Raw genomic sequence first — 19395 nt, forward strand, 5'->3', positions numbered from 1 at the left:
GTCCTCTTCCTACCCGCTCGCGGCGACGCGGGCGCGCACCCACTCGACCAGCAGGAGACCGTGAACCACCAGCACCGTGGTCAGCAGGAAGAACAGGGCCTCCTCGACGGGGAGACCGAACGGGGCGAGGCCCGTCGACAACGCGGGGGCGACCGACCACACCCCGAGGTGGAGAGCGACCCAGTCGGCAGCCCAGAGGAAGAGGGTGGGGACGGCGACTGCCAGCAGTTGTTCGCGGCGGTAGTACCAGAGGGCGGGGCCGCCAAAGGCCCACTCCAGACCGAGCATCGGCGCAATCCAGAGGAGCGTCGCGCCGAGGTAGTAGCCCGCACCCGGATCGAGGGCGAGCAGCGCCCCCCCGAAGAACGCGAGGGCGAACCAGAACCCGACGCCCACGGGCCGGGCGGGGAACGGGGCGGTGCCCACGTCCGCCCGCACCGCGGGGACGACGCGGTAGAACCACAGTCCGATGAGGAGCGGCTGGAGGACGAAGATGGCGTACTCCGAGAGGGGCGTGTAGCCCAGACGGCGCCAGACGACCCCCTCGCCGTAGGTCCAGACGCCCCGCGCGACGAGGTAGTTGTCCCACGGCGTGGCGTAGACGACGGTGACGACGGCGAGGAGGACGACGGCTCCGAGGTGCGTGCGGGTGATTCGAGGGCCGGTGAGGGCGAGGGCGGCGATGGGGAGACCGAAGAAGAGGGCGACGAACGCCGGGTAGGAGAGGGTCACGCCCGCGCGTCCCGGTTACGGGATTATCTGCTCGCCGTCGTCGTCGAAGACGCGGATGGCGTCGACGGGACAGACGCGGGCGGCGAACTTGGCGTCCAGTTCGGCGTCCTCGGGAATCTCGCGCGAGAAGACCTTCTCCTCGATTTCCTCACTCTCGGCGAGGTCGGCTTTCCCCTCGTCCATGTTCTTCGAGAAGGCGTCCCACTCGGCGACACACTGGTACATGCCGATGCAGGTGTCGCGGTCGAACTCGATGCGCATGGCGGGGGTTCGGCGGAGGTGCCTAAAGGCGTGCCGCTCGGTCACTGCCACCCCTCGCCGTAGACTTCCTCGCGGTATCCGACGGTGATAGGGAACGAGTGGGTGTACGTCTCCTCACCGAGGCGAAGGACGGTGTTCACCGATGACGGGAGCACTTCGACGGCTCTGTCGTGCGGAATCGTCGGGGCACTCCGGACGACGTCTTCGTCCGCGTCCTCGTAGACGATTCGGTAGACGACGTGGACGGTACCACGGCTCGAACTCGCCGCGTGGACGCCCACGTCACCGAGTCGCTCCGCGATGGCTTCGCCCAGCGCGACGCGGGCGAGAGCCGTAGCCTGCCCTGCAACCCAGCGGTTGGCATCGACCGAATGGAAGACGGGACCGTCACGGTCGTACTTCGCGGCGAACTCGACGACGCCCGTGTCGGGGTCGTAGCCCGCTCGTGGTGGGTACGGGCCGTCGTCGGGGTCCTCGTCCACGAAGGGAAACTCGGGAACGAGCGTACGCTCGGCGTCGATAGGGGGACCTCGCGCTCGCGTCGGGGAGGGCATACCCCGGGTACGCCACCTCACGACAAATACCTGCCCGCGCTTCACTTCCGCCGCGACTGCCGAGTGTTTAAAAACGGTGACGCACAACCCCTCTCCAATGAACGTCGCAGACATCCCCGAGGTGCCCGCGTGGCTGGCGGACCACCTCCGGGATGGCGGAATCGAGGAACTCTACCCGCCGCAGGCGGAGGCCGTCGAGCAGGGGGTCACGCGGGGCGACAGCCTCGTCGCCTCCATCCCCACGGCGAGTGGCAAGACGCTCATCGCCCAGTTGGCGATGCTCTCCAGCATCGAGCGCGGCGGGACGGCGCTGTACATCGTCCCCCTGCGGGCGCTGGCCAGCGAGAAGCGCGAGGAGTTCGAGGAGTTCGAGCGCTACGGCCTCTCCGTGGGCGTCTCGACGGGCAACTACGAGTCGGACGGCGAGTGGCTCTCCTCGTGTGACATCGTCGTCGCCACGAGCGAGAAGGTGGACTCGCTGGTGCGAAACGGCGCGCCGTGGATCGAGGACCTCTCGTGTGTCGTGAGCGACGAGGTGCACCTCGTCGACGACGCCCACCGGGGGCCGACGCTCGAAGTGACCCTCGCCAAACTCCGACGATTGAACCCGAACCTCCAGACGGTGGCGCTGTCGGCGACCATCGGGAACGCCGACGCCATCGCGGAGTGGCTGGACGCCAACCTCGTGGACTCCGACTGGCGGCCCATCGACCTCCGGACGGGCGTCCACTACGGGCAGGCGCTCCACTTCGACGACGGCGAGAAGCGCGAACTCCCGGTGCGGGGCAACGAGAAGCCGACGGCGGCCATCGTCCGCGACACCCTCGACGAGGGCGGGTCGACGCTGGTGTTCGTCAACTCCCGGCGGAACGCGGAGGGGGCGGCAAAGCGGCTGGCGGGCGTCACGAGCGAGGCGCTCACCCACGAGGAGGAAGAGCGCCTCGAAGCGGTCGCCGACGAGTTGCGCGAAGTGAGCGACACGGAGACGTCCGAGGACCTCGCCGAGTGCGTCGAACAGGGCGCGGCGTTCCACCACGCGGGCCTCGCCAGCGAACACCGCTCGATGGTCGAGGACGCCTTCCGCGACCGACTGGTGAAGGTCATCGCGGCGACGCCGACGCTCGCGGCGGGGGTCAACACCCCCTCGCGGCGCGTCGTGGTCCGGGACTGGCGGCGCTACTCGGGCGACGTGGGCGGGATGAAGCCCCTCTCGGTGCTCGAAGTCCACCAGATGTTCGGACGGGCGGGCCGCCCCGGCCTCGACCCCTACGGGGAGGCCCTGTTGCTCGCGAACGGCCACGACGAACTCGACGAGCTGTTCGAGCGGTACGTCTGGGCGGACCCGGAGGCGGTGCGGTCGAAACTCGCCGCCGAACCCGCCCTACGGACGCACGTCCTCGCCACCGTCGCGAGCGGGTTCGCCGGCTCTCGCTCCGAGTTGCTCGACTTCCTCGACCGAACCCTGTACGCCACGCAGACCGACGAACCCGGCCGGCTGGAGCGGGTGACCGACGACGTGGTCGCCTACCTCGTCGCCAACGAGTTCCTCGAACGCGGCGAGGGTGACTCCCTGGAGGCGACGAGCCTCGGCCACACCGTCTCGCGCCTCTACCTCGACCCGATGAGCGCCGCCGAGATAATCGACGGTATGCGCGGGGCGACCGACGCGACGGCGATGGGTCTCTACCACCTCGTCTGCCGGACGCCCGACATGTATCAGCTCTACCTGCGCTCGGGGGACAGAGAGGAGTACACGATGCTCGCCTACGAACGCGAGGCAGAGTTCCTCGGCGCGATGCCGAGCGAGTTCGAGGACGGCCGCTTTGAGGACTGGCTCTCGGCGCTGAAGACGGCGCGGATGCTGGAGGACTGGGCCAGTGAGGTGGACGAGGAACGCATCGCGGAACGCTACGGCGTCGGCCCCGGCGACGTGCGGGGGAAGGTCGACACCGCCGAGTGGTTGCTCGGGGCCGCCGAACGCCTCGCGGGCGAACTCGACACGGGCCTCGCGCCCGCCGTCCGCGAGGCGCGCGTGCGCGTCCAGCACGGGGTCAAGAAAGAACTGATGGACCTCGCGGGCGTGCGCGGCGTGGGCCGGAAGCGCGCCCGTCGCCTGTTCGACGCGGGGATCGAGGACCGCGCGGACCTCCGGGAGGCCGACAAGTCGGTCGTTCTCGGGGCGTTGCGGGGGCGGCGGCGGACCGCCGAGACGGTCCTGGAGAACGCGGGCCGCGAGGACCCCGACATGGACGGGGTGGAGGCCGACGCGGACGCCGCGCCCGACCCGGACCCGGCCGACGAGGAACGCGAGGTAGAAGACCAGGCGAGCCTCGGTGACTTCTGATGGAGGTGGTCGAGGGATACACCTCGGTGGCGTCGGTAGACGAGTTCGTCGCCCGTCTGGGCGACGTCGGCGCGGAGCACGGCTGTGCGGTGCAGGCGTTCGACGCCCGGTACGTCGTCGGCGAGGCGCACCTCCGGCGGGCCGTCGAACTCGCAGACCGGGCGTTTGCGCGGGGGGAGACCGTCGCCCGGGACCGGGCGGTCGAGATACTGCTCTACGCGGCGGGGCGACGACAGATCGACCAGGCGCTCGAACTCGGCGTGGCGGCCGGCGACCAGTCGGTCGTAGTCGTCGTCAGCGCCGACGGGGCGGGACCGGACGAACCGGACGGGGCGAGCGGTGCGGCCGGCGCGGACGAGGCGGACGAGGCGGGGGCGGCCGCGGCGGTCGCCGACCTGCTCACCCCCGGGGAGACACTGGGCGCGTACGACGAGGACCGGGTGCGGTCGTACTACGACGTGACCGACGAGGAACTGGGGGCGACGGAGGCGTCGCTCGAGGAGTTGGTCTGCGAGCGGGTGGCGTTGTTGACCGTCGAACGCTGAGCGGGAAAACGGCTCTCCACGGGAGGTGTCGCGAGGGCGTGCCCGGGCGTGTCCGCTGCGCGCCTGCCTGTCCGTGCCTGGTCAGTCGATGAGGACGACGGCCTCGCCGTCGATGACGACCTCCTCGTCGGCGTCGAGGATGCGCGTCACGAGGCGGTAGCGCCCGTCGTCGAAGTCCTCGGCGACCTGCACGTCGGCGGTGATGCGGTCACCGATGCGGACGGGCTTGAGGAACTCCACGTCCTGTGCGAGGTAGATGACGTTCCCCGGCAGGCGGGCCAGCGCGGCGCTGATGAGCCCCGAGACGAGGATACCGTGGGCGATTCGGCCGCCGAAGCGCGTCTCGGCGGCGTACTCGTCGTCGAGGTGGATGGGGTTCGTGTCCCCGCTGGCGCTGGCGAATCGCTGGACGTCGTCCTCCGAGATGGTCTTGGTGAACCGGAGGGTGTCGCCGACGGTCAGTTCCCCCGGCGTCCGCACGTCGTGTTCGACGTCCCACTCCTCCAGGTCGCTGTCTGGTTCGATTCGTCGCTCGACCGGTTCGGCGTCGGTTTCCGAGGACATCGGGACGCCGAACGCCGCCGCCGCGGCCCGGTTGGCGGCGAGCATGCTGTCGAGGAAGTACCCCGATGTGCGCGTCCACGCGTTGAAAAACGACGGGTACGGACTAGAGCTCATCCTGCTACCGCCCGTTCGTCGTTTTCCCTAATAAACTCGCGGCACAGTTGTGTTTCGTTCGACATCTCTCGTGGTACCTCTCACTATCGGTGGGTCGCCCACACACGTAACTCCTTCGCCATGTAACCATTCGATGGTAGCGAATGGTAACAGATGGTAATCAGAGCAAGGCTTATACCGTTCAAGCCCCCAGATAGGGACGAGACGATGGACGAGAGCGATGGACCCATGTGGCCGCCCGCGATGTTCGCGCGTGGCTTCCAGCAGGCGAGTGAGGAGGCGGTGGACCGTCAACAGGAGTTCGTGCGGCAGTTCCTGGGCGGCGAGTCCACGATGACCTCCCAGCTCGGCGCGATGAGCCAGATGGCCATGTTCAAGACCAGGGTCCAGAGCGGCGGACGAATCTCCATCCCCGACGCCGAGCGCGAAGCGCTCGACATCGAGGAGGGTGACATCGTCCAGACCGTCGTCATCCCCATCAAGCGAAACCGCAGTGATTCCAATGAGTGAGAACACCTACACCAGCCCCGTCAGCACCGCCTTCGAGATGCAGCGCACCGGTATCAAGCAGAGCCAGCAGGCCTTCAAGCGCTCGCTGGAGTTCCAGCAGCGGATGAGCCAGGCCATGCTCGACGGCCTCGACGGGCAGGAGGACGCCCAGCGCTCCAGCGTGAAGTTCAGCCAGCAGGCCATCCACGCCTACCTCGACGCCCTCGAGTCGAGCATCCCCGGCTCCACCGGCGGCATCGGCGAGGTCCGTCGCGCCGTCGACGAGCAGTTCCGTACCCTGCTCGACGCACACGAGGAGGCCTTCAACGCCACCGAGGAGAGCATGGAGCGCGGTGCCGAGAACTACGACGAGTTCAGCGAGGCCTACCTCGAGGCGCTCAACGAGCAGATCGAGGCCGTCCTCGACGCCCACGAGAGCTTCGAGGGCCAGACGGTCGACGCCATGGAGAACGTGCTCACCCAGTACGAGCAGCTCCAGTCCCAGATGGAGAACCAGGCCGAGGCCGCCCAGAAGCAGTTCGAGCAGCAGTCCGAGCAGTTCCGCGAGCAGTTCGAGAACCAGCTCCAGCAGTTCCAGGAGCAGGTCGAGCGCATGCAGGAGCAGGTCGAGGACCTGCAAGAGCGCACCGAGTCCTCGGACGAGTAAAGCGTTTTACCTAACTTTCCCGTATTTACCCAAACGATGAGCGACAACACTCCCCAGGATATCCAGAACAACTGGATGCGGATGGTCGAACAGATGAACGACGCGATGGCTCGGTCGGTCGAGCAGAATATGGAGGCCCAGTCGAAGTTCATGGAGACGTGGGCGAAGACCATCGAGGACTCGATGCCCGACGAGGACACGATGGGCGAGAGCTTCGAGGCCTACCAGCGGGCCTACGGCGTCTGGATGGACGCCGCAGACCAGATGTACGAGCGCGTCACCGACGCCGCAGAGGGGGAGGACGTCGCCTTCACCGAGTTCCGCGACATCTGGCTCCGCAGCGCCAACGAGGCGTTCAAGGAGGTCATGGGCACGACGGCGTTCGCCGCGGCGCAGGGCAACCTCGTCGAGTCCATGATGGAGATGCAACAGCAAGCCGAGGACGTCAGCCAGGACACCCTCGAACAGTTCGGTCTGCCGACGCGCGACGACATGGACGAGGTCGGCGAGCGACTCGTCGAACTCGAACGCCGCCAGCAGCGCGTCGAGAACAAGCTCGACCGGCTCATCGAGATGGCCGAATCGAGCCAGGAGGCGTGAGATGGCCAGCGACGAGTCGTTCACGAACCCCTTCGCGCTCGCGTTGAACACCCAGCGCGAACTCATCGAGGCCGCCACGGCCAGCTTCGAGAAGGCCGACGTGGCCGAGGAGCGCATGGACGACCTCCGGTCCGTCGAGGTCGGTGAGACGCCGAGCGAGGTCGTCTACACCGAGAACAAGCTGGAGTTGCTCCACTACGAGTCGATGACGGAAGAGCAAAACGAGGTGCCCATCCTCATCGTCTACGCGCTCATCAACAAGCCGTTCATCCTCGACCTCCAGCCAGACCGCTCGGTGGTCCGACGGCTGCTGGAGGCGGGCCACGACGTCTACCTCATCGACTGGAACGAGCCCTCGCGGCTCGACCAGCACCTCACGCTCGACGACTACGTCAACCGGTACATGGACAACTGCGTCGACGCAGTCTGCGAGCGCTCGGGGCAGGACGCCATCAACGTCCTCGGCTACTGTATGGGCGGGACCATGTCGGTGATGTACGCCGCCCAGCACCCCGAGAAGGTCAAGGCCCTCGGCCTGATGGCCGCCGGCCTCTGCTTCGAGCGTTCGGGCGGCGTCCTCGAAGTGTGGGGCGACGACGAGTACTACGACCCCACGGACGTCACGGAGACGTACGGCAACATGCCCGCGGAGTTCCTCGACGTGGGCTTCGCGCTGATGGACCCCGTCGCCAACTTCGTCTCGAAGTACGTCCGCCTCTACGACAACCTCGAAGACGAGGACTTCGTCCAGAACTTCGCCCGGATGGAGCGCTGGCTGGACGAGGGCATCGACGTCGCCGGCGAGGCGTACGTCCAGTTCCTGGAGGACATCTACCAGGACAACAAGCTCTACAAGAACGAACTGGAACTCGACGGGAAGCCGGTCGACGTCGGCGAAATTGACATGCCGGTCCTCCAGATTCTCGGCGAGTACGACCACCTCATCCCGCCGGGAGCCTCGAAGCCGTTCAACGACATCGTCGGGTCGGACGACGTGACGACCATCGAGTACCCGACCGGTCACATCGGCCTCTCCGTCTCGGGGAGTTCCCACAAGGAGGTCTGGCCGCAGGTCGCCGAGTGGTTCCACGACCGCTCGCGACCCGACGAGGCGTCGGTCGCCGACGCCGCGGCGGACGCGGCGGCCGAGACCGGCGAGGACGTCGACGTCAGCGTCGACCCCACCGAGGGTGACGCCGACGAGGTCGAGGTCGAAGTCGAGGACGACGAGGGCGTCCAGACCGAACTCGTCGAGCGCGACGCCGAGGCGGTCGAGGAGGCCGTCTCCGACCAGACGGCGGCCGACGCGACGTCGGCGGACGCCGAAACGGTCGACGACGAGGACGCGGACGCGACGGCCGACATCGACGCCGACGTCACCGTGACGGACGACGCCGACGTCGAACACGATCTGGAGGAGGAGGTCGACCTCGACGAGGACGTCGAAGAGGAACTGGACCTCGACGAGGCGGACGCCGACGAAGCCGAGGAGACCGTCGAGGCCGGTGACGCGGACGCCGAGACCGACGTGGCCGAGGAGGGCGAGGGGCCCGCGGCCGCCGAGGGCGAGGACCTCGAAGAGATAGACGGCATCGGGCCGACGTACGCCGACCGCCTGCGGGCGGCCGGTATCGAGACCATCGCGGACCTCGCCGACAGCGACGTTGGGACCGTCGCGGAGGCGGCCGACGTCAGCGAGGACCGCGCCCGCGACTGGCTCGACCAGGTCGAGTAGCCGTCGCGACCGACGCCGAGCGAGGGACCCCCCGAAGAACCCCCCTCATATATCAGGGATAGTTCTATACTACCACACCCGAACGCCGTTAGCATGAGCGACAGCAGCGGAATGCTCGACGGACAGACGTGCGTCGTCACTGGCGGGTCCCGCGGTATCGGGCGAGGCATCGCCATCGAACTCGGGAGTCGCGGTGCCGACGTGGCGGTGAACTACCGCTCCTCGGAGGCCGAGGCCCACGAGGTGGTCGACCGCATCGAGGACGCGGGCGGGCGAGCCATCGCCGCACAGAGCGACGTGGCCGACCGCGAGGAGGTCGAGGGGATGTGCGAGCAGGTCCGCCGGGCGTTCGGGTCGCCGGACGTCCTCGTGAACAACGCGGGCATCACCATCGACAAGACGTTCGCGAACATGACCCGCGAGGACTGGGACCGGGTGATGGACGTGAACCTCGGGGGCGTCTACAACTGCACGCACTGCCTGTTCGACGACATCAAGGAGGCCGAACACGGCCGCCTCATCAACATCTCGTCGGTGGTGGGCCAGCAGGGCAACTACGGGCAGGCCAACTACGCGACTACCAAGTCGGGGCTCTTCGGGTTCACCCGGACCGTCGCCCTCGAGATGGCCCGCTCCGGGTCGACCGCCAACTGCGTCGCGCCCGGGTTCGTCGAGACGGACATGCTCGCGGAGGTGCCCGACCGCATCCAGGAGAAGATCATCGAACGCATTCCCCTCCGTCGGTTCGCCACCGTCGACGACGTCAGCGGGATGGTCCGCTTTCTCGCTAGCGAGGAGTCCAGCTACATGACCGGGCAGATCCTCGGCGTCAACGGCGGCATGGAGTGGTGACGGCGGGAATCGATTGAGCCGACGGAAGCCGGCGGAACCGACGCGCGGACTTTTCTTCGCGGCGCGGCGACCGACGCCATGCACGTCAGCGTCATCGGGAGCGGGACGGCCAGCGAGGGCACGGACACCTACCGCGCGGCCCGCGCGGTGGGTCGGGAACTCGCTGAGCGCGGGCACACCGTCGTCTGTGGCGGCCTCGGCGGGGTGATGGCGGCGGCCTGTCGCGGGGCGCGGGAGGCGGGGGGGAAGACGGTCGGAATCCTGCCCGGGAGCGACCCACGGGCGGCCAACCAGCACGTCACGACCCCCGTCGCGACGGGGATGGGCAACGCGCGGAACGTCCTCGTCGTGTTGAACGGCCGGGGCGTCGTGGCGGTCGGCGGCGCGACGGGCACGCTCTCGGAACTGGGCCACGCCCTCGACTTCGGGCGGCCCGTCGCGGGACTGGACACCCACGACCTCTCGTCGTTCGACGGGTTCGAGGCGTGCGGGGACCCCGAGGAGGCGGTGGAGTCGGTGCTCCGGCGGGTGTAGCTCGGTCGTGGTCGACCCAACCGCTCACTCCCCCTCGTCGAGGGCGTACCGGGGGACGACTTCCGGGTCGGGCGTGTAGCGCACCGTCGCCTCCACCCCGAAGACGTCCGCCAGCAGTTCCTCGGTGACCACCTCCCGGGGCGGTCCCCAGTCGTACGGCGACCCGTCTTTCAGGGCGACGAGGTTGTCGGCGAACCGGGCGGCCTGCGCGATGTCGTGGAGGACGACGGCGACGGTCACGTCCTCCTCCTCGTTCAGCGTGTGGAGCGTCTCCAGCACCCGCAACTGGTGGTGGAGGTCGAGGAACGTCGTCGGTTCGTCGAGGAGGAGCACGTCCGTCTCCTGTGCGAGCACCATCGCGATCCACGCGAGTTGCTTCTGTCCGCCGCTCAACTGCCCGAGTTCCGCATCGCGGAGGTGGTCGACGCCCGCGAGGTCGATGGCGCGGTCCACCGCCCGGTGGTCGGCCTCGCTCATCGACTCGAAGGTCCCCCGGTGGGGGTACCGGCCGTGGGCGACGAGGTCCGCGACGGTGAGCGTCCCGGGCGAGTCGTGTTCCTGCGAGAGGTGGCCGAGTTCGCGGGCGAGTTCCTTCCCCGAGCGCTCCTGTATCGCCCGGCCGTCGAGAAGCACCTCCCCGCGTTCGGGGGCGAGTTGGCGGGCGAGCGTCTTCAGGAGGGTGGACTTCCCCGACCCGTTCGGGCCGACGAGCGCCGTCACCTCCTCGGCGGGGACGTCGATGCGGTCGCACTCGACGACCGGGTCGTCCGTCGAGGGGTAGCCGATGGCGAGGTCCGCGCCGACCAGCGCACTCCGTCGCGTGGCTCCCCCGTCGTCCGCGCCACCGGCCGTATCCGCGACCGTGTCCGACGCCGATTCGGGGGTCCGTTCCGCCTTCCGCCCGTCCGGGTTCCGTCCCGCCATCAGAGGTCACCCAGTTGCTGCTGGCGGCGCATCAGGTAGAGGAAGTACGGCCCGCCGACGAGACCGGTCACGATGCCGGCGTGGAGTTGCTGTGGCTGTCCGAAGACGACTTCGAAGAACAGGCGCGCGCCCACGTCCGCGGCGGCCATCAGGGCGGGTCCGGCGAACACGCATCCCACGACGAGGCGGCGGTAGTCGCTCCCAACGACGGTGCGGACGACGTGCGGGACGACGAGGCCGACGAAGCTGACGATGCCCGCGACGGCGATGCTCGCCGAGGCGGCGACGATGGCGACGCCCGAGAGGAGAAAGCGCGTCCGTTCGACGGGCATCCCGAGTGAACTCGCGGTGCGTTCGCCCAGCAGGAGGACGTTCAACTGCCGCGAGAGGGCCAGTGCGAGGACGACGGCGAGGAGCGTCCACGGCAGGGCCGTCCGCACCTCGGGCCACGCGACGCCGGTGAGCGACCCCGTCGTCCACGCCAGCGCCTGCTGGACGACGCCGATGTCGCCCGCGAACGTGAACAGCGCCGTCTGGAGCGACTGGAAGACGGTAGAGACGACGACACCCGCGAGGACGAGGCGGACGGGACTCGTCCCGCCCTTCCACGCGATGAGGTAGACGAGCGCGAACGCGAGCGCCCCGCCGAGCGCCGCGAACAGCGGGAGCAGGGAGCTGAGACCGGAGAAGACGACGAGCGTGAGGAGGACGGCCAGCCCCGCCCCCGAGGAGACGCCGAGGATGAACGGGCTCGCCAGTTCGTTGCGCGTCACCGCCTGGAAGATGGCCCCCGAGATGGCGAGGGCGGCACCGACGAGGACGGCGACGAACACGCGCGGCAGGCGGATGTTCCAGACGACGTTCGTCGCCGTCGAGAGTTCGACCTCCGTCGTCGAGACGCCCAGCGTGCCGAGCACCGCCTCCATCAGCCCTTCGCCGAGGAGGAACGTGAGGAGCACCTGCGGGTTGGTCCAGACGAGGGGGTCGGCGATGGCCGCCCACGCCTCGGGGATGCTCATCGAGTAGGTGCCGAAGCTCACCTGCACGAGGAGGCTGGCGAGGACGACGAGGACGCTCCCGAGACAGAGCGAGACGAGCGGCCCGTCCACCCAGTCGAGTCGCTCGCCGCGGGTCGGGGAAGAGGTGTCGGTCGCCATGGTCGAGTTGATTTAGGTACACCTAAATCGGTGAAAGAGGTTTCGGAGTCGACGCGGGGGGAGCGGTCGGCCCCACGCCGCGGGACTACCGGCCATCGGGCCACCGGAGGTGGTCGCGGAGCGTCGCTCTGCCCGCCGCGACCCGGTCGTCGCGTTCCCCGTCGGTCGTCTGGAAGTCGAGGCGCTCGCGCTTCACCGCCTCACGGACCTCCTCGAAGTGTTCGTCCGAGACGTTCTCGGGCCGGGTGTCCGCCAGCCACGCGTCGACCTCCTCGTGCCACTCGTCGGTGTCGTAGCGGCCCTCGGGGACCGACCAGTCCCAGTAGTCGGCGACGGCGTCCCACCAGCCGTCGGCCCGCCGCCGGTCGGCCACGACGGCCTTCCCGACCCGGGTGCCGTGGCCCGCACACGCGAGGACCTGGTGTGGCCCCCCGGTGAGCCACCCGGCGGCGTACAGGCCGCGGTCGATGCGGCCCTCCTCGTCCGCCCCGGTCGGGTCGACGCCCTCGGGGAGGTACTCGTCGTCGTAGGCGGAGGCGGCGACGATGGACCCGGCGGAGACGGCCCGACCGTCGGCCGTCTCGACACGGAGGCCCTCGCTCCCGTCCCGGACGACCTCCTCGACGCAGTCCTCGACGACGCTCGCGCCGGCGTCCGTGACCTGTTCACGCCCGATTGCGAGGAACTCCTCGGGCGTGACGGCGGGGAGGCCGAGGTAGTTCTCGACGAGGTAGGCGCGGCGAATCGCCGAGGGACCGCGGTCGAACACCAGCGTGTCGAGGCCGTAGCGCGCACAGAACAGCGCCGCCGCGAGGCCGGCCGCACCACCGCCGACGACGACCACGTCTCGCTTCTCGATACCCGTCGGGTCGTCCCGGTCGGCGGTGGCGTCGGTCGGCACGGTTCAGTTTCCGGTCACGATGCCCGCGAGTTCGGCCCGGTCGAACAGGTCGCCGTCGCCGACGGCGTCGGGGAAGTACAGCTTCGCGAAGCGTTCCGTGAGGAAGAGATTCTGGATGGGCCCCTCGTAGATGGGACCGCCGCGGAACACCCGACCCTCCTTCACGGCGGTGAGGTCGCTCGCGACGGGGTGCTCTTCCATGAACGCCACCACGGTGTTCTGGAACTCCTCGCGGGTCTTGCCTTCGTGGCCCCGCACGAGGATGGACTCGGGGTCGACCTCCAGCATCGTCTCGTAGTCTATCTGCCCGCGTTCGCTCGTCGAGAGGCCCTCGATGTCCGTCTCCGCGAGGGCGTCCTGTATCCCGAGGTCGTGGAACTGCTTCTTGTTCGTCCCCTCGTCGCTCAGGCGGTACGGCGAGAACTGCTCTGGCTGGTCGCCCGACCCGAAACAGAGCAGTGCGGCCGGGCGCTCGGACTCGGGCGGCAGGTTCGACTGCACATCGTCGATGAACGCGTCGTGGAACTCGGCGAACGCCTCGTAGCGCTCGCGTTCCTGGTACACTTCGGCGACCTTCTCGAAGGCCTCGTACATCGTGTAGTACGGGTAGTCGTGCCACTCGTCGGTTCGCCGGAAGATGGTGTTGCCGAGGAAGGGCGCGACGGACGAGGAGAGTTCCTCGACGTCGCTCTCCTCCAGCGCGAAGAAGGAGTTGTTCACCAGCCACCGCGGGTCGATGAGGTGGAGGTCGCTGTCGAGTTCGTAGAACAGTTCCTTGTCGATACCGCCGTCGCCGACGAGGGCGGTCATCCCCGATTTGTCCACGCTCACGCCGTCGAGTTGCTCGTAGTAGCCGGTGTGGTACCGGGAGGGGACGCCGACGGACGTGATGCTGGCGCCGTGACCGAGCGCCACCGCCATATCGGCGTAGCCCGGGAAGTAGTGGGCGACCCGTTCGGGGACGGCGTCGAACTCGACGGTGCCGACGGGTTTCATCGTGACGGAGTACCCACTTTCGGCGTCTCCACCCGTCGCGTTCGACCCAGCGTCGGTCGTCTCGTTCCCGTCGGAGCCGTTCGAGTCGTTCGAACCACTCGGCCCCGAACCGCCCGCACAGCCGGCGAGCAGTGCGCTCGCGGCCGCACCGCCACTCAGGAGGAGTCGCCGTCGCGTCGTCTCGGTGTCTCGCATACGTTTTAGGCCAACCTAATTCGTGGTAAAGCCACCGATTTTTCGGCAGGCCTAAATCCCGTTGGGGCGGGCGGGTGACGACCTCACGAACCGTCTCCCGGTCGGTCAGGTCGGCGTCCGTACGGGGGCGACGGGTCGGCCGGAACGGGGAGAGATGACGGCGAGACGCGCTCAGAGCCAGTCGGCGAACGACCCCTCGATGAGCGTCTCCTCCTGCCGGTCGATGTACTCGGCTTGCATCCCCCAGACCGCCTCCGCGAAGGGCGTCCCCGACTCGACCGCCTCACGGACGCGCTCGTGTTTCCAGCGCGCGGGCGTGGTGCCCGTCTCGACGCGTGTCGCCAGCGGGTCGAGGTACTGGTCGATCTCGGCGTCCGAGAGGCCCCGCAGCGAGAGACCGTCGCGGGCGTACTCCAGCAGTTCGTCGAAGACGACGTCGGTGTCGGTCGTCTCGTCGCCGTTCTTCGTCATCCACGTGAACTCCGCCCCCAGACCGTCCTCGACGGCGGCGTAGAAGTTGTCGCGGGCGTCGGCCCAGTCGAGGGCGGAGACGGGGTGCTCGCGGCGGGGAAGGCTCTCCAGCAGACCCGCGTACGTCGCCTGCAGGGCGACGGTGTCGCGGACGGTGGGTTGGCCGGGGAGGGGACGGAACTCGATGCGGGCGTTCGCCGCCGAGCGGGTGGGGCCGTCGAAGACGGGGCGGACCCACCGCCAGTACGACCCGTGTTTGTGCCGGAAGTGGACGAACCGGTCGTCGTAGCGCCCGCCCGCCTCGGTGAGCATGGGGACGACGGTGTGGTCGGCGACGACGTCGTCGATGGCGTCCTCCACGCTGTCGAAGTCCCGCGGGAAGCGGACCTTCGGTTCGTCGCCCGTGTTGAGGAACGACTCGAAGACGCCGACGCGGTTCTCCATCCAGCACTCGTCCAGCACCGTCTCCGGGTCGGCGTCGTAGAGGTCCGGGGGGAAGAACGGGGAGTTGACGCCGAGCGCGAGGAGGGGACCGGCGACCCGCAGGGCGTATCGGAAGTAGACGGGCAGGTCAGCCGCGTGCGACACCTGATAGTGGGGCTGGATGGACGTGATGAGGCTCTCGGGCATCACGGTGTCGCCCGACAGGGAGACGTGGGGCACGTCGAGTTCCATGCGGATGCCGTCGCCCACGTTCGCCATCGCGTGGTAGCGCACCGCGTCGGACATGTTCGTCGCGATGCGCACCCCGTTGTCGACGACGCTGTCGGTGAGGTAGTCGCCGGCCGTCTCGCCGACGGGCGGGACCGTCCAGATGCCGTCGCTGACGAGGCGGATGCCGTGCGAGAGCGTCTCGCCGAGGGCGGCGTCGAGGCGGGCGCGTACCTCCGCCTCTTGCGCCGCGAGGCCGTACGAGGAGAGCGGTTGGGGCGTCGTCTGCATCTCGGCGTTGTGCAAGCCGAGTTCCTTCTCGAAGCCGATGAACTCCAGCAGTCGGCGGGGGACGCGCTTCAGGGCGTCCGTCTCGCTGTCGACGCCGTAGAACTCGTACTCCAGTCCGACGATGCCCTGCGGGTTGTCGAAGGTGCCCGCCTGCACCTCCCGTTTCAGCTCCTCGGCTTCGCGGGCGGCGCGTGCACGGAACTCCGACTGGTCCACCGAGAGCACCTCCGCCACCCGTGAGGCGAGGTCTGAGGCGGTCATACGACCCCCACGCCGGGAGAGGTTTTCAAGACCGGGGGTCGGGGGGTCCCGGTCATTCGGGGACGGCGTACGGGGCCAGTCGCTCGCGCCAGTCGTCGGGCACGCTCTCGGGGCGGCCGTCCTCCCCGAGGTAGACCGACACGGTCCGACCGGTGGCGGCGACGGTCCCCTCGACGCGCAGTTCGTACTCGATGGTGATGCTCGACCCGCCGACGGTGACGGGCCCGAGTTCGACGCGGGCGGTCCGGTCGGCCTCGACCGGCGCGCGGTAGTCGACTTCGAGCGTCCGCACCACCGTGGGGGCGTCCACGAGCGACACGCCGAGGACGTCGTGGTAGAACCGCCCCTTGGCCTGTTCGAAGTACGAGGCGTAGACGACGTGGTTGACGTGTCGTCGCGTGTCGAGGTCGCGGAACTGCACCTCCACGTCGTGGGTGTACGTCCGGGTCACGGCGGAGGGAGACACCCGACCGTGTTGAATTGGTGTCCTCCCGGCGAACGATGCCGCCCGGGCGCGGGCGCTCGCCCGTCGGGCAGGCCACAGGCGTATCCACGCCCCGCGAGTAGCCGGAGGCGAATGGTCGACTTCGGCTTCGGGCGGGAGACGAGTCGCGTCCGCCTCGGCTGGTGGGCGTTCGTGCTCGTCCTCGCCGCGACGGCGGTGTACATTGTCCACGCCTTCGTGGGAATCGCGGTCCTCGGCGTGTTCGGCTACTACGCGACCAGACCCATCTATCGGCGAGTCCGGGGCCGCGTCGGGATGGACGGCCTCGCCGCGGCCGGGACGCTCCTGCTCGTTACGCTCCCGGTGGTCGTCCTCGTGGGCTACACCGGGTTCGAACTGTTCCAGCAGTCCCAGCAGTGGCTCGGGGGGACCGCCGGCGTCCCGGTGTTCGGGGACTTCTTCGGGGCGCTCCAGTCCGGCGGGGGCGGAAATGGTAGCGGGACGCTCCAGTCGCTCCTCGCGAACCCCCGGCAGGCCCTCGCCAGTCCCGGGCGGAGCGTCGAGACCCTCTTGCGGGTGGGACGACGGGTGGCGGCCGTGCTGTTCAGCGCGCTGCTGGTACTGGCGCTGGCGCTGACGCTCTCGTACGCCCTGCTGAAACACGACGACGACCTCGCGGCGGCGCTCGTCGACCTGTTCGGGGGACGGGACACGGCCGCCCACGCGTACGCCTCGGCGGTCGACGCCGACCTCGAATCGGTGTTCTTCGGCAACGTCCTGTTCGTCGCCGTCATGGCCGTCGTGGCCGCAGTCGCCTACGGCGTGACGAACCTCCTCGCGCCCGCGGGCCTCCGCATCCCCATCCCGTTCGTCCTCGCGGCGCTGACCGGCTTCGCGAGCCTCATCCCCGCCATCGTGGGGAAGGTGGTCTACCTGCCGGTCGTGGCCTACCTCGGGGTGCAGGCGCTCCGCGTCGACGGGAGCCACCTCGCGTTCGTCGGGGGCGCGCTCCTCGCGTACGTCGTCGTCCTCGACCTCCTCCCGCAGGCGGTCGTCCAGCCGTACCTGACGGGCCAGCAGCTAAACGTCGTCCTCCTGCTGTTCGCGTACGTCCTCGGCCCGATGCTGTTCGGCTGGTACGGCTTCTTCCTCCTGCCCATCGTCTTCGTCCTGTTCGTCGAGGCGGTCCGCATCGTCCTCCCGGACCTCCTCCACGGCCGCCCGCTCACCCCCTCCGTCTCGATGGGGGCGGCCCTCGGCGCAGACCTCCCCTCGGCCCGTCGGGAGATGGGTGACGACTCGCGGACGGACGACTCCGTGACGGGCGAGGAGTAGCGGTCACTGCTCGCTCCTCGGTGGACACGTGTCGAGAAGTGGTCGCCGTGTTCGAGGACGGGAGTCAGCGCGCCCGGCGCGTGACGGGCCGGCGCTTCGGTTGCGGCCCGTGTCGCGGCTGGAGGGGGATGACGGGCGCGTCGGTCCCTCCCGCCGTGGTACTGGTAGTCGTTGAGGTGGTCGTCTCGGGCGAGTCGGTTGTCGTGTGCGGTGTGCGTCGGGTTGACATCGGGGGGTAGTGCTACGGTGGTCTGCGGGCGGTTCCGGCGGACGGCGGCTACCCGAGGCGTACCGGTGCGTGCATCACTCCCCGCTACAGGGGCATTCATCATAAACGTTCATGTTCGAATTCGGGTCGGCGGGCGGACCGCTCACTCCGCTTCGACGTCGAGTGCGCCGGCGATGGCCAGCAGGTCGGCCTTGGCGAACGACCCGCCGCCCGCCTCCGCGTCGTCGTCCTCGCGCAGTCCCACCCGCGACCGGATGCCCGCGCGCATCTGCGCCTTCGACGGCCGCTGTCCCCCCTTCACCGAGTACCCGACCTCGCTCGCGATGGCCGCGAGTTCCTCCTTGGTGAACCCCGAGGACACCTCGCGCTCGAACCGACCGGTGGCGACGCGGATGTCGTTTCGCAGGTCGTGGACCGTGGGCATACCCGCCCCGTGGGGGAACGACGGCCTATAGATTGGGGTTCGACGGCAGTCGGTGGGGAACTACCCCGCACCCGGCACACTCCCGACCGGACGAAAGTGGGGCCGAATTGGGCAAAGATTCACGATACCCCCATGTGAAGTGTTGCCATGGTAAAGATTACGCTGGACGTCGACGACGACCTCGCGGCGCGAATGGCCGGCCAGCCACACGTCGACTGGGACTGGGCGGCGGAGCGGGCGCTGACCGACTACGCCGAGAAACTTGACCGCCTCGCCGCGGGGGACGCGACCCACGACGTCGTTCACGAGGCCATCACGCCGACCGACGCGGGCGACCGCGTCACGGTCAGACTCACGCCGAGAGAGGAGGGGTGAGGACGAGGGCGGAAGAGGGCGGTCGCTCGGGAGCGTGGAATCAGAGAGTAGTCCATACTGGATTCGAACCAGTGTCGTTGCCCCCAGAAGGCAACAGGATTGGCCACTACCCCAATGGACTGTTGTTGCACTCAACGGTAGCCCGCTCACCTAAATGAGTGTTACGAAGCAGGCTCAGGTGGGACCGCAGTCTCTCAGCCGTCGGCAGGGGGGTCGAAGTGCTCTTTCCTGTGGCAGTTCGCACACAGGACGACACAGCGGTCGATCTCCTCGAAGACGCGGACGGCTGCGTAGCCGTACGATATCATCTTCCCGACGGCCGTCTCCTTCTCTCCGACGTGGTGGAAGTCCAGACAGCCCGGATGGTCCTCGCCACAGCGAGCACAGGCACACCGGTCACGTTTGTACTCGTAGACACGGCGGCGGATAGTCGCGCGTCGGCCGTTCGCTCTGTGTTGTGGTCGGCATTCCGGTAGTGCCAGCGCTGTGTGGACGACAGTTCTCCCCACTCGATGCCATCGGGGAGGTCGACTCCCGACGGTTTCGGCTCGGTTCGGGACCCAGTAGACGCGGCAGTCGAGAGTCCTGCCGCCCGCTTCGCCTCGTTCCACCCGCCGAGGACGCGAACGACCGTCCCGGAGGCGGGCGTCAGACCCAGTTCCTCGTACTGTCGCTTCGACGGTGACTCGCCGAGTCGACGTGCGGCCGTCCCGAGTGTGTCGAGACACACCGATTCGTCCACCATCACC

At 68.7% G+C, this 19395-nt stretch carries 22 protein-coding genes; 10 read left to right on the plus strand and 12 right to left on the minus strand.

Annotation, left to right across the window (positions count from 1 at the left end; genetic code table 11):
- Positions 1-9: 9 nt before the first annotated feature.
- From NKG96_RS01395 to NKG96_RS01405, 3 genes are read right to left on the minus strand one after another with little or no spacing between them, the layout of a single operon-like run.
- The gene (locus NKG96_RS01395; protein ID WP_254536679.1) at positions 10-732 is read right to left on the minus strand and encodes a lycopene cyclase domain-containing protein; all 723 of its coding nucleotides are present in this window, start codon (positions 730-732) and stop codon (positions 10-12) included.
- A 15-nt stretch (positions 733-747) separates the two neighbouring features.
- The gene (locus tag NKG96_RS01400) at positions 748-993 is read right to left on the minus strand and encodes a ferredoxin (RefSeq protein ID WP_254536680.1); all 246 of its coding nucleotides are present in this window, start codon (positions 991-993) and stop codon (positions 748-750) included.
- 41 nt (positions 994-1034) lie between these two features.
- Positions 1035-1547 carry a hypothetical protein gene (locus tag NKG96_RS01405; RefSeq protein ID WP_254536681.1) on the minus strand — a complete coding sequence of 171 codons (513 nt, stop codon included), beginning with the start codon at positions 1545-1547 and terminating at the stop codon, positions 1035-1037.
- 97 nt (positions 1548-1644) lie between these two features.
- Between NKG96_RS01405 and NKG96_RS01410 the strand changes: the two genes are divergently transcribed.
- Positions 1645-3891, plus strand: coding sequence for an ATP-dependent DNA helicase (locus tag NKG96_RS01410; RefSeq protein WP_254536682.1), 2247 nt, complete (start codon positions 1645-1647; stop codon positions 3889-3891).
- Positions 3891-4436: a KEOPS complex subunit Cgi121 gene (gene cgi121 / locus NKG96_RS01415; RefSeq protein ID WP_254536683.1), complete on the plus strand. Its 546-nt coding sequence runs from the start codon at positions 3891-3893 to the stop codon at positions 4434-4436. The genes NKG96_RS01410 and cgi121 overlap by 1 nt, the downstream gene beginning before the upstream one ends.
- Positions 4437-4517: 81 nt before the next feature.
- Here cgi121 and NKG96_RS01420 read toward each other — a convergent pair whose 3' ends face one another.
- The gene (locus NKG96_RS01420) at positions 4518-5114 is read right to left on the minus strand and encodes a MaoC family dehydratase (RefSeq protein WP_254536684.1); all 597 of its coding nucleotides are present in this window, start codon (positions 5112-5114) and stop codon (positions 4518-4520) included.
- 207 nt (positions 5115-5321) lie between these two features.
- Between NKG96_RS01420 and NKG96_RS01425 the strand changes: the two genes are divergently transcribed.
- From NKG96_RS01425 to NKG96_RS01450, 6 genes are all read left to right on the plus strand, one after another.
- On the plus strand, positions 5322-5624 hold the full coding sequence (locus NKG96_RS01425; RefSeq protein ID WP_254536685.1) for an AbrB/MazE/SpoVT family DNA-binding domain-containing protein: 303 nt from the start codon (positions 5322-5324) through the stop codon (positions 5622-5624).
- Entirely contained in the window at positions 5617-6270 is a 654-nt protein-coding gene (locus NKG96_RS01430) for a hypothetical protein (RefSeq protein WP_254536686.1), read from the plus strand. The genes NKG96_RS01425 and NKG96_RS01430 overlap by 8 nt, the downstream gene beginning before the upstream one ends.
- A 36-nt stretch (positions 6271-6306) precedes the next feature.
- The gene (locus NKG96_RS01435; RefSeq protein ID WP_254536687.1) at positions 6307-6870 is read left to right on the plus strand and encodes a poly(R)-hydroxyalkanoic acid synthase subunit PhaE; all 564 of its coding nucleotides are present in this window, start codon (positions 6307-6309) and stop codon (positions 6868-6870) included.
- Position 6871: 1 nt separating this feature from the next.
- Positions 6872-8605, plus strand: coding sequence for a class III poly(R)-hydroxyalkanoic acid synthase subunit PhaC (gene phaC, locus NKG96_RS01440; RefSeq protein ID WP_254536688.1), 1734 nt, complete (start codon positions 6872-6874; stop codon positions 8603-8605).
- Between the two features lie 111 nt (positions 8606-8716).
- Entirely contained in the window at positions 8717-9457 is a 741-nt protein-coding gene (gene fabG, locus NKG96_RS01445) for a 3-oxoacyl-ACP reductase FabG (protein ID WP_254538169.1), read from the plus strand.
- Between the two features lie 78 nt (positions 9458-9535).
- The gene (locus NKG96_RS01450) at positions 9536-9991 is read left to right on the plus strand and encodes a TIGR00725 family protein (RefSeq protein ID WP_254536689.1); all 456 of its coding nucleotides are present in this window, start codon (positions 9536-9538) and stop codon (positions 9989-9991) included.
- Between the two features lie 24 nt (positions 9992-10015).
- On the opposite strand, the gene NKG96_RS01455 is transcribed toward NKG96_RS01450, so the two are convergent.
- The 6 genes from NKG96_RS01455 to NKG96_RS01480 all read right to left on the minus strand — a co-directional run bounded on the left by NKG96_RS01455 (position 10016) and on the right by NKG96_RS01480 (position 16289).
- Positions 10016-10915: an ABC transporter ATP-binding protein gene (locus tag NKG96_RS01455; protein WP_254536690.1), complete on the minus strand. Its 900-nt coding sequence runs from the start codon at positions 10913-10915 to the stop codon at positions 10016-10018.
- Positions 10915-12084 (minus strand): FecCD family ABC transporter permease, encoded by a 1170-nt coding sequence (locus NKG96_RS01460; protein WP_438267425.1) that lies wholly within the window; start codon positions 12082-12084, stop codon positions 10915-10917. The genes NKG96_RS01455 and NKG96_RS01460 overlap by 1 nt, the downstream gene beginning before the upstream one ends.
- Positions 12085-12157: 73 nt before the next feature.
- A complete protein-coding gene (locus NKG96_RS01465; RefSeq protein WP_254536692.1) occupies positions 12158-12973 on the minus strand; it encodes an FAD-dependent oxidoreductase in 816 nt (271 codons plus the stop codon).
- A gap of 3 nt (positions 12974-12976) precedes the next feature.
- Positions 12977-14164, minus strand: coding sequence for an ABC transporter substrate-binding protein (locus NKG96_RS01470; protein WP_254536693.1), 1188 nt, complete (start codon positions 14162-14164; stop codon positions 12977-12979).
- A 171-nt stretch (positions 14165-14335) separates the two neighbouring features.
- Positions 14336-15838 carry a glutamate-cysteine ligase family protein gene (locus NKG96_RS01475; RefSeq protein WP_254536694.1) on the minus strand — a complete coding sequence of 501 codons (1503 nt, stop codon included), beginning with the start codon at positions 15836-15838 and terminating at the stop codon, positions 14336-14338.
- A gap of 52 nt (positions 15839-15890) precedes the next feature.
- Complete coding sequence (locus NKG96_RS01480; RefSeq protein ID WP_254536695.1) at positions 15891-16289, minus strand: acyl-CoA thioesterase; 399 nt, start codon at positions 16287-16289, stop codon at positions 15891-15893.
- A gap of 126 nt (positions 16290-16415) precedes the next feature.
- Here NKG96_RS01480 and NKG96_RS01485 point away from each other — a divergent pair, with 126 nt between their 5' ends.
- The gene (locus tag NKG96_RS01485; RefSeq protein WP_254536696.1) at positions 16416-17618 is read left to right on the plus strand and encodes an AI-2E family transporter; all 1203 of its coding nucleotides are present in this window, start codon (positions 16416-16418) and stop codon (positions 17616-17618) included.
- A gap of 371 nt (positions 17619-17989) precedes the next feature.
- Here the strand turns inward: NKG96_RS01485 and NKG96_RS01490 are convergent, their stop codons facing one another.
- Positions 17990-18271: a hypothetical protein gene (locus NKG96_RS01490; protein WP_254536697.1), complete on the minus strand. Its 282-nt coding sequence runs from the start codon at positions 18269-18271 to the stop codon at positions 17990-17992.
- 147 nt (positions 18272-18418) lie between these two features.
- Between NKG96_RS01490 and NKG96_RS01495 the strand changes: the two genes are divergently transcribed.
- Positions 18419-18646, plus strand: coding sequence for a hypothetical protein (locus NKG96_RS01495; RefSeq protein ID WP_254536698.1), 228 nt, complete (start codon positions 18419-18421; stop codon positions 18644-18646).
- Positions 18647-18950: 304 nt separating this feature from the next.
- Here the strand turns inward: NKG96_RS01495 and NKG96_RS01500 are convergent, their stop codons facing one another.
- Positions 18951-19391, minus strand: coding sequence for a homing endonuclease associated repeat-containing protein (locus NKG96_RS01500; protein WP_254536699.1), 441 nt, complete (start codon positions 19389-19391; stop codon positions 18951-18953).
- Positions 19392-19395: the final 4 nt, after the last annotated feature.

This window comes from Halomarina litorea (assembly GCF_024227715.1).
In the GTDB taxonomy this organism is placed as follows: domain Archaea; phylum Halobacteriota; class Halobacteria; order Halobacteriales; family Haloarculaceae; genus Halomarina; species Halomarina litorea.

Bases quoted from the DNA above. Each gene is read 5' to 3' on its own strand.
- NKG96_RS01400 (WP_254536680.1), bottom strand. From the start codon at position 993: ATGCGCATCGAGTTCGACCGCGACACCTGCATCGGCATGTACCAGTGT.
- NKG96_RS01405 (WP_254536681.1), bottom strand. From the start codon at position 1,547: ATGCCCTCCCCGACGCGAGCGCGAGGTCCCCCTATCGACGCCGAGCGT.
- NKG96_RS01410 (WP_254536682.1), top strand. From the start codon at position 1,645: ATGAACGTCGCAGACATCCCCGAGGTGCCCGCGTGGCTGGCGGACCAC.
- cgi121 (WP_254536683.1), top strand. From the start codon at position 3,891: ATGGAGGTGGTCGAGGGATACACCTCGGTGGCGTCGGTAGACGAGTTC.
- NKG96_RS01420 (WP_254536684.1), bottom strand. From the start codon at position 5,114: ATGAGCTCTAGTCCGTACCCGTCGTTTTTCAACGCGTGGACGCGCACA.
- NKG96_RS01425 (WP_254536685.1), top strand. From the start codon at position 5,322: ATGGACGAGAGCGATGGACCCATGTGGCCGCCCGCGATGTTCGCGCGT.
- NKG96_RS01430 (WP_254536686.1), top strand. From the start codon at position 5,617: ATGAGTGAGAACACCTACACCAGCCCCGTCAGCACCGCCTTCGAGATG.
- NKG96_RS01435 (WP_254536687.1), top strand. From the start codon at position 6,307: ATGAGCGACAACACTCCCCAGGATATCCAGAACAACTGGATGCGGATG.
- phaC (WP_254536688.1), top strand. From the start codon at position 6,872: ATGGCCAGCGACGAGTCGTTCACGAACCCCTTCGCGCTCGCGTTGAAC.
- fabG (WP_254538169.1), top strand. From the start codon at position 8,717: ATGCTCGACGGACAGACGTGCGTCGTCACTGGCGGGTCCCGCGGTATC.
- NKG96_RS01450 (WP_254536689.1), top strand. From the start codon at position 9,536: ATGCACGTCAGCGTCATCGGGAGCGGGACGGCCAGCGAGGGCACGGAC.
- NKG96_RS01455 (WP_254536690.1), bottom strand. From the start codon at position 10,915: ATGGCGGGACGGAACCCGGACGGGCGGAAGGCGGAACGGACCCCCGAA.
- NKG96_RS01470 (WP_254536693.1), bottom strand. From the start codon at position 14,164: ATGCGAGACACCGAGACGACGCGACGGCGACTCCTCCTGAGTGGCGGT.
- NKG96_RS01475 (WP_254536694.1), bottom strand. From the start codon at position 15,838: ATGACCGCCTCAGACCTCGCCTCACGGGTGGCGGAGGTGCTCTCGGTG.
- NKG96_RS01485 (WP_254536696.1), top strand. From the start codon at position 16,416: ATGGTCGACTTCGGCTTCGGGCGGGAGACGAGTCGCGTCCGCCTCGGC.
- NKG96_RS01490 (WP_254536697.1), bottom strand. From the start codon at position 18,271: ATGCCCACGGTCCACGACCTGCGAAACGACATCCGCGTCGCCACCGGT.
- NKG96_RS01495 (WP_254536698.1), top strand. From the start codon at position 18,419: ATGGTAAAGATTACGCTGGACGTCGACGACGACCTCGCGGCGCGAATG.
- NKG96_RS01500 (WP_254536699.1), bottom strand. From the start codon at position 19,391: ATGGTGGACGAATCGGTGTGTCTCGACACACTCGGGACGGCCGCACGT.